The organism is Shimazuella sp. NTD247 (assembly GCF_059510415.1).
This window is the reverse complement of the sequence record NZ_JCAJZU010000032.1, coordinates 1-327: the sequence shown is the minus strand read 5'-3', so window position 1 is coordinate 327 and position 327 is coordinate 1. Positions and strand designations below refer to the sequence as shown.

Genomic DNA, 327 nt, shown 5'->3' with positions numbered 1-327 from the left:
TGAACAAAAACTAGCAAAAGCGCAGCAAACGATGGCAAGAAGAAAAAAAGACGGGTCCAACTGGCACAAAACTCGTATCCAGGTTGCTCGTATCCATGAAAAAATTACCCATGCCCGTCATGATTTTTTACATAAATTATCGACAAAACTGGTGAACGAAAACCAAGTCATCAGTATCGAAACACTGCAAGTAAAAAACATGGTGAAGAATCAGAAGCTGTCGAAATCGATCACGGATGCTTCGTGGTCGGAGTTTGTTACGATGTTAGAATACAAAGCGAAAGAATACGGAAGGAAATTGGTGAAAGTGGGAAAATCCTTCCCATC

The 327-nt window shown here is 40.7% G+C and carries 1 protein-coding gene; it reads left to right on the top strand.

Annotated elements, in window-relative coordinates:
• Positions 1-327, top strand: a 327-nt coding sequence (locus AC5WOC_RS21210) for an RNA-guided endonuclease TnpB family protein (protein WP_496057416.1), incomplete at both ends; no start/stop codon positions are given.